The 5,936-nt window shown below is 43.8% G+C and carries 7 protein-coding genes and 1 pseudogene; 6 read left to right on the top strand and 2 right to left on the bottom strand.

The features are described from left to right. A pseudogene (locus O9295_RS16200) lies at positions 1–74 on the bottom strand (transposase); the annotation flags it as partial. Positions 75–253: 179 nt separating this feature from the next. Here O9295_RS16200 and era point away from each other — a divergent pair. The 5 genes from era to O9295_RS16175 all read left to right on the top strand — a co-directional run bounded on the left by era (position 254) and on the right by O9295_RS16175 (position 4,910). After that, positions 254–1,210: a GTPase Era gene (gene era / locus O9295_RS16195; RefSeq protein WP_288033836.1), complete on the top strand. Its 957-nt coding sequence runs from the start codon at positions 254–256 to the stop codon at positions 1,208–1,210. A 178-nt stretch (positions 1,211–1,388) separates the two neighbouring features. Beyond that, positions 1,389–2,066 (top strand): uracil-DNA glycosylase family protein, encoded by a 678-nt coding sequence (locus O9295_RS16190; protein WP_103111637.1) that lies wholly within the window; start codon positions 1,389–1,391, stop codon positions 2,064–2,066. Between the two features lie 3 nt (positions 2,067–2,069). Then, entirely contained in the window at positions 2,070–2,615 is a 546-nt protein-coding gene (gene rsmD, locus O9295_RS16185) for a 16S rRNA (guanine(966)-N(2))-methyltransferase RsmD (protein WP_288033834.1), read from the top strand. Between the two features lie 607 nt (positions 2,616–3,222). Further along, on the top strand, positions 3,223–4,527 hold the full coding sequence (thrC, locus tag O9295_RS16180) for a threonine synthase (protein WP_002783420.1): 1,305 nt from the start codon (positions 3,223–3,225) through the stop codon (positions 4,525–4,527). 107 nt (positions 4,528–4,634) lie between these two features. Beyond that, positions 4,635–4,910 carry a MoaD/ThiS family protein gene (locus O9295_RS16175; RefSeq protein WP_288033837.1) on the top strand — a complete coding sequence of 92 codons (276 nt, stop codon included), beginning with the start codon at positions 4,635–4,637 and terminating at the stop codon, positions 4,908–4,910. Positions 4,911–5,122: 212 nt separating this feature from the next. On the opposite strand, the gene O9295_RS16170 is transcribed toward O9295_RS16175, so the two are convergent. Next, a complete protein-coding gene (locus O9295_RS16170; RefSeq protein ID WP_061431405.1) occupies positions 5,123–5,398 on the bottom strand; it encodes a hypothetical protein in 276 nt (91 codons plus the stop codon). Between the two features lie 258 nt (positions 5,399–5,656). Here O9295_RS16170 and O9295_RS16165 point away from each other — a divergent pair, with 258 nt between their 5' ends. Continuing rightward, the gene (locus O9295_RS16165) at positions 5,657–5,824 is read left to right on the top strand and encodes a hypothetical protein (RefSeq protein ID WP_288033832.1); all 168 of its coding nucleotides are present in this window, start codon (positions 5,657–5,659) and stop codon (positions 5,822–5,824) included. Positions 5,825–5,936 lie beyond the last annotated feature (112 nt).

Raw genomic sequence — 5,936 nt, 5'->3', positions numbered from 1 at the left:
GTCCTAATTGCTTCATCTAGTCTTTGGTATTGTTCTGGTGTCCCGTTTTTTAACTTGGCTTCTACGACTAGCATTGATTAATCCTCGACCCTGGATAAATTAAGTATAACACAGTTTACCTACAAATGGTAGAATTAAAATCGTGCTTCGCGGTTGATATTCTGGTCGGATTTCATCCCCCGCAAAGGTTGATGTCTTGTCGAAAAATTTAGCGGGGGCATTCATCCGACATTTTAGGTAATATTCTTTAATTATGAACGATTTTATCAACTCTCAAGCCGTTAATCTCGATTCGGCAGTAATTCCCATCGCACCGACCGGTTTTAAATCGGGTTTTATTGGCATTATTGGTCGTCCTAATGTGGGCAAATCTACCCTGATGAATCAATTAGTGGGAGAAAAAATCGCCATTACTTCTCCCATCGCTCAAACTACCCGCAACCGTTTACGCGGCATTGTCACCAGCGAGCGCGCCCAGATGATTTTTGTCGATACCCCCGGCATTCACAAGCCTCATCACGAATTAGGCAAAGTTTTAGTTAAAAATGCTGAAAACGCCATAAATTCTGTAGATTTAGTTTTATTTGTTGTCGATAGTAGCAATTTTTTGGGTAGTGGCGATCGCTATATCGCCGATTTACTGACTAAAAACCAAACTCCCACGATTTTAGGGCTAAATAAAGCCGATCAGCAACCGGAAGACCCGGAGCCTATCGACGATAGTTATCGCACCTTAGCGGCGGAAAATAACTGGCCTCTGCTCAAGTTTTCGGCACTGGAGGGGACGGGAATCGAAGAACTGCAAAATCTGTTAACTGATTCCCTCGAAGTCGGTCCCTATTACTATCCCCCCGATTTAGTCACCGATCAACCGGAAAGGTTTATTATGGGCGAATTAATCCGCGAACAGATTTTACGGCAAACCCGTCAGGAAATTCCCCATTCTGTGGCAGTGGTGATTGAACGCGTCGAGGAAACTCCCGCTTTAACCAAGGTTTTTGCCGCCATTAACGTGGAACGAGATTCCCAAAAAGGGATCGTCATCGGTAAAAATGGCAGTATGTTAAAAGCGATCGGCTCTTCCGCTCGATCGGCTATTCAAAAGTTAATCGCCGGGGAGGTATATTTAAAATTATTTGTGAAGGTAGAACCAAAATGGCGACAATCTCGCTCACTTTTAGCAGAATTTGGCTATCGCACCGAGGAGTGAATTGGGGTGTGGGGTGTAGGGTGTGGGGTGTAGGGTGTAGGGTGTAGGGTGTAGGGTGTGGGGTGTAGGGTGTGGGGAGAAGGAAGAATAAATAAAAATAATCTCCTGAAGACTGAAGACTGATAATTTTCATTTTTGTAGTAGAATGGAGAGCCACTAATAACCGATTTCTGGAATAATGACCGATATTAAAACCCTAATTAAACAGGTACACCAAGAGGCAAAAAAAGAGGATTTTCCCATCGATACCCTAATTTACCAAGAGGCCAAAAAAGACCCCCTTGAACCAGTTTTGTATGCAGGTAATCTGGCTAGTCAGTTATGCTTTTTTGGGCGGGATTTAGGACGAGATGAAGTGTATGCAGGACAACCTTTGATCGGGGCTGCCGGTAGAATGGTGAGAGAGGGATTTTTTCAAGCTTGGCAGGGGAGAAAATCCCACGATCGTCAAGAGTTATTATCGGTGTGCGATCGAATTTTCTTAACTAATACAGTTCCCTACAAACCTCCTGGTAATAAAGCTTATTCTGGGGAAGTGAAAGATCGTTTTCGTCCATTTATAGAAAAACTGCTAGTTTTTTATTGGCAAGGTGATCATATCATTCCCCTTGGCACGGAAGCTTTTAAATGGTTTGAACCCTACGGTAAACCCAGAGAAGTAGATAAATTCTATCTTGATAAAGAACGCTTTACCAAAAAACTGCTAGTTACCCTTACCGCTACCGATGAAGATGGATTAAAACAGCAAAAGAAAGTGACTTTATTGCCTCTCCCCCATCCCTCTCCTCTCAATCAAAGATACTATGCTCTTTTTCCTGATTTATTACAAAAAAGATTAACTGAATTTGCCTTTTAACTAATGAGAATTTACGGCAATCGTCCCATAAAAACCCTAGCAGGACAATTAACCCGTCCGACGACAGCAAGGGTGCGAGAAGCTTTATTTAATATCTGGCAACAGAAATTATCCGGCTGTCGTTGGTTGGATCTTTGTGCGGGTAATGGTTCCATGGGTGCGGAAGCTTTATGTCGAGGTGCGAGTCTAGTAATCGGAATTGAACAATCAGGACGCGCTGGCGAAATTATCAAGGAAAATTGGCGCAATTTAGCAACTTCTCCCCAGCAATTCCAAGTAATTCGGGGGGATGTACTGACAAAGTTAGCCACTTTAGCGGGGAAAAGTTTTGATTTAATTTATTTTGACCCTCCCTACGAAAGCGGTTTATATTTACCGGTACTAACTGCCATCTCTCAATTTAATTTATTAGATTCTCTGGGGGAAATTGCCGTGGAACATAATCCCAAATCTTGGCAAGCAATTAATCTAGAAGGTTTAACCATTTGTCGTCAGAAACGCTACGGCAATACCACCTTAACTTTTTATCAAAAAGCAGTTATCTCCTGACCACTGACTTGAAAGAGGGTGTAGGGTGTGGGGTGTGGGGTGTGGGGTGTGGGGTGATGGGGAAGTGGGGTGATGGGGAAGTGGGGTGTGGGGTGTGGGGTGTGGGGTGTAGGGTGTGGGGTGTGGGGAAAAGGAAGAATAAATAAAAATAATCTCCTGACTCCTGCCGATCGCCGGAAATGGTCAATTTTATTTGGCAGCCTAGAAAAATTATTATTTCTCAACAAAATCACATAATTTGTCACTTTTCTTGACAATCATCTTGAGTAAAGCGAGAAACTTTCTGGCAACCGCAGTTAATCGCCCCCCTTTTTAGGCTATTTAAAGAAAAATTAGGGTTTATTTCGATAAAATTAGCAGTAAATAGCCTATAGCCTCCTAAAAAACTTAAATCCCTTCTCCTAGTCCTTTTTTTGACCTAAAACTACCCCGAAGTTTCCTGACACGGCAGCCGAACTCTCTCCCCTTAACCCTTGCTGCTCCCCAGATTATCCCCTAATTTTTGTATAAATTTATACCCGACAAAATAAGTCGGGTATATTTGACACCAAGATTTTGCGGGTGATAGGATGCTTGTAGATTCAGTTGACGGCAAGACAGGAAAATCATGACCCTAGCGACAAACATCGAAACCTCAAAATTCATCCCCACCTTTACCCGCTTGGTTTCTAAGGAAGGAGGGACTTCTTACCCCCTGAAAGCGCTGAATATCTGCGAAGAAACCTTTGCCCCCCTGGAAGTGGACTACGATTACGACCTCATCCGTCGCACTGTCACCAGAGAAAGCATTCAAGCAGGTCCCAATTCCATCTGGCGCTATCGTTCCTTTTTGCCAGTGGAAAGTGAAAATCCTATCGATGTGGGTACGGGTATGACTCCCCTAGTTAAATCCCACCGTTTAGCCCGGCGCTTGGGTCTAAAAAATCTCTACATTAAAAATGATGCCGTCAATATGCCCACTCTCAGCTTCAAAGATAGAGTGGTATCCGTCGCCCTTACCCGCGCCAAAGAATTAGGTTTTACCACCGTTTCCTGTGCTAGTACGGGAAATCTGGCCAATTCCACCGCCGCTATTGCCGCTCACGCCGGTTTAGACTGTTGTGTTTTCATTCCCTCCGACTTAGAAGCGGGTAAAATTCTCGGCACCCTAATCTATAATCCCACGGTAATGGCGGTTAAAGGCAATTACGATCAGGTCAACCGTCTCTGTTCAGAAGTGGGCAATACCTACGGTTGGGGTTTTGTCAACATCAATCTGCGTCCCTACTATTCCGAAGGTTCCAAAACCTTAGGCTTTGAAGTGGCCGAACAATTAGGCTGGAAACTCCCCGATCATATTGTCGCACCTTTAGCCAGTGGTTCCCTCTTTACCAAGATTTATAAAGGCTTCCAAGAATTCGTCAAAGTCGGTTTGGTGGCAGATAAAGCAGTGCGTTTTAGTGGCGCTCAAGCGGAGGGTTGTTCCCCCATTGCCCAAGCTTTCAAGGAAGGACGGGATTTTGTCGCCCCAGTTAAACCCAATACTATCGCCAAATCGATCGCTATTGGTAATCCCGCCGATGGTGTTTATGCCCTTGATATTGCCCGTAAAACTGGCGGTAATATTGAATCCGTCACCGATGCCGAAATTATCGAAGGTATTAAACTTTTGGCAGAAACGGAAGGCATTTTCACGGAAACCGCGGGCGGTACGACTATCGCCGTCTTGAAAAAATTAGTAGAAGCGGGTAAAATCGACCCCGAAGAAACCACGGTCGTTTATATCACTGGTAATGGTCTAAAAACCCAAGAAGCGGTACAGGGTTATATCGGTGAACCCCTGTTAATCGAACCGAAATTAGAAAGCTTTGAACGGGCCCTGGAACGTTCCCGCACCCTCGAACGCCTCGAATGGCAACAGGTTCTCGTCTAGAATTGATGTTCGGGGATGATGGGGCGATTATCCTCTTGCCTCATCTCCACAAGCAATTTAAATTCGCGTGCAGCTTACCGTCCTTTCCACTTTTTCCTTTAATATCTATGGCTGTAAAAGTTCTCGTTCCCACTCCCCTGCAAAAATTTACAGAAAATAAGGCTACCATCGAGTGTAGTGCTAGTAGTGTCGGTGATTTAATCGAATCCTTAGAAGCAAGTTTCCCCGGTATTAAGGCCCGCTTATGCGATGAAGAGGGCGCACCCCGGCGCTTTTTAAATTTCTACGTCAACAGCGAAGATATTCGCTTCCTCGATGGGACAAAAACCCCCTTAAAAGATGGCGATGAAGTCAGTATCGTTCCTGCGGTGGCTGGAGGTTAACCTCCCCATAAGTTTGTTTTCCGTCAATTGTAATTAGACCCCTAGAAAGTGATGTTTTCTGGGGGCTTTTATTCAGGTAAGTTCTAAGCTGCCCGCGCATTTAAGTAGGGAGGCAGAATTATTTGTAGGATGGGTTAGCGGTAGCGTAACATGAGCGAGCGTTGGGTTTCATGCTTCAACCCAACCTACGTTCTACACTAGCAATATTTAGTTCATTTTTCGGTATCTTTTGAGACTTTTTTATCGGATATTTTCCAAGTCCGTCCTTGACAGTAAACTTGGCCATCTTTAATCTGAACGCCAAAAACCTGACGGGCTAATTGTAAAATTTCTTTACGTTCTTCATCGGTTAAATAATCATTTCCTTTTCTTCCGCTAGGGCAGATTTTTTGATCGCCTCCTGCTTCTAGATAACGCTGTCTTCCTTTGGCTGCAATTTCGCCAATTCTTTCGTATTTTTGCTGTTGAAGTTCTGTCGGTTTTTTCATGGTTAAAGCATCCATTCTAGGGGAACAATTTCGCCATTAGGCAATAAGTATGATCTGGGCAATGTTAGACTAGAAGTAATGATTAGCCAAGCTCCATTATCTTCATCATAGACTCTAAAGAGCAGGAGTCCCAAAGTTTCAAGAGTATTTAAGACAAGATACTGTTCTTCGGGAGCAAGTCAGTTTTGCAGAAGAGTGCGCTGGAGACCGGTGGAAGAATCGAGTAAAATAGGGATATATCAAAGGAGGAAACGGTCAATGAACCCAGAAAACCAGAAAAAACTCCAAGAATACGCCCGAGGAATCGCCGAAATTCTCTATCAAGAGGCCGCTCCCGAAGACTTAGCCAGTTTAGGGGATATTGAAAAAACGATCCGACAACAGACTTTAGATTATGTGGCTCTTCGGGAATTGTTATGCAAATAATTAACTTAAAATAAAATTCGATGAGAGCGCCTACGCTCAAAAGTAGCTGAAATCCATACAGGGAAGGACTTAAGGCACAAACAGGTTAATACCAAAAGATAGACAATTGAGT

The sequence above is a fragment of the Microcystis sp. LE18-22.4A genome, assembly GCF_027531105.1.
In the GTDB taxonomy this organism is placed as follows: domain Bacteria; phylum Cyanobacteriota; class Cyanobacteriia; order Cyanobacteriales; family Microcystaceae; genus Microcystis; species Microcystis aeruginosa.
Note: the sequence above shows the minus strand (reverse complement) of the source record. Positions and strands in the feature narration are given on the sequence as shown.

Excerpts from the sequence above, each read along its gene's own strand:
- O9295_RS16170 (WP_061431405.1), bottom strand. The coding sequence starts at position 5,398 with ATGAAAAAACCGACAGAACTTCAACAGCAAAAATACGAAAGAATTGGC.
- O9295_RS16175 (WP_288033837.1), top strand. The coding sequence starts at position 4,635 with ATGGCTGTAAAAGTTCTCGTTCCCACTCCCCTGCAAAAATTTACAGAA.
- era (WP_288033836.1), top strand. The coding sequence starts at position 254 with ATGAACGATTTTATCAACTCTCAAGCCGTTAATCTCGATTCGGCAGTA.
- O9295_RS16190 (WP_103111637.1), top strand. The coding sequence starts at position 1,389 with ATGACCGATATTAAAACCCTAATTAAACAGGTACACCAAGAGGCAAAA.
- rsmD (WP_288033834.1), top strand. The coding sequence starts at position 2,070 with ATGAGAATTTACGGCAATCGTCCCATAAAAACCCTAGCAGGACAATTA.
- thrC (WP_002783420.1), top strand. The coding sequence starts at position 3,223 with ATGACCCTAGCGACAAACATCGAAACCTCAAAATTCATCCCCACCTTT.
- O9295_RS16165 (WP_288033832.1), top strand. The coding sequence starts at position 5,657 with ATGAACCCAGAAAACCAGAAAAAACTCCAAGAATACGCCCGAGGAATC.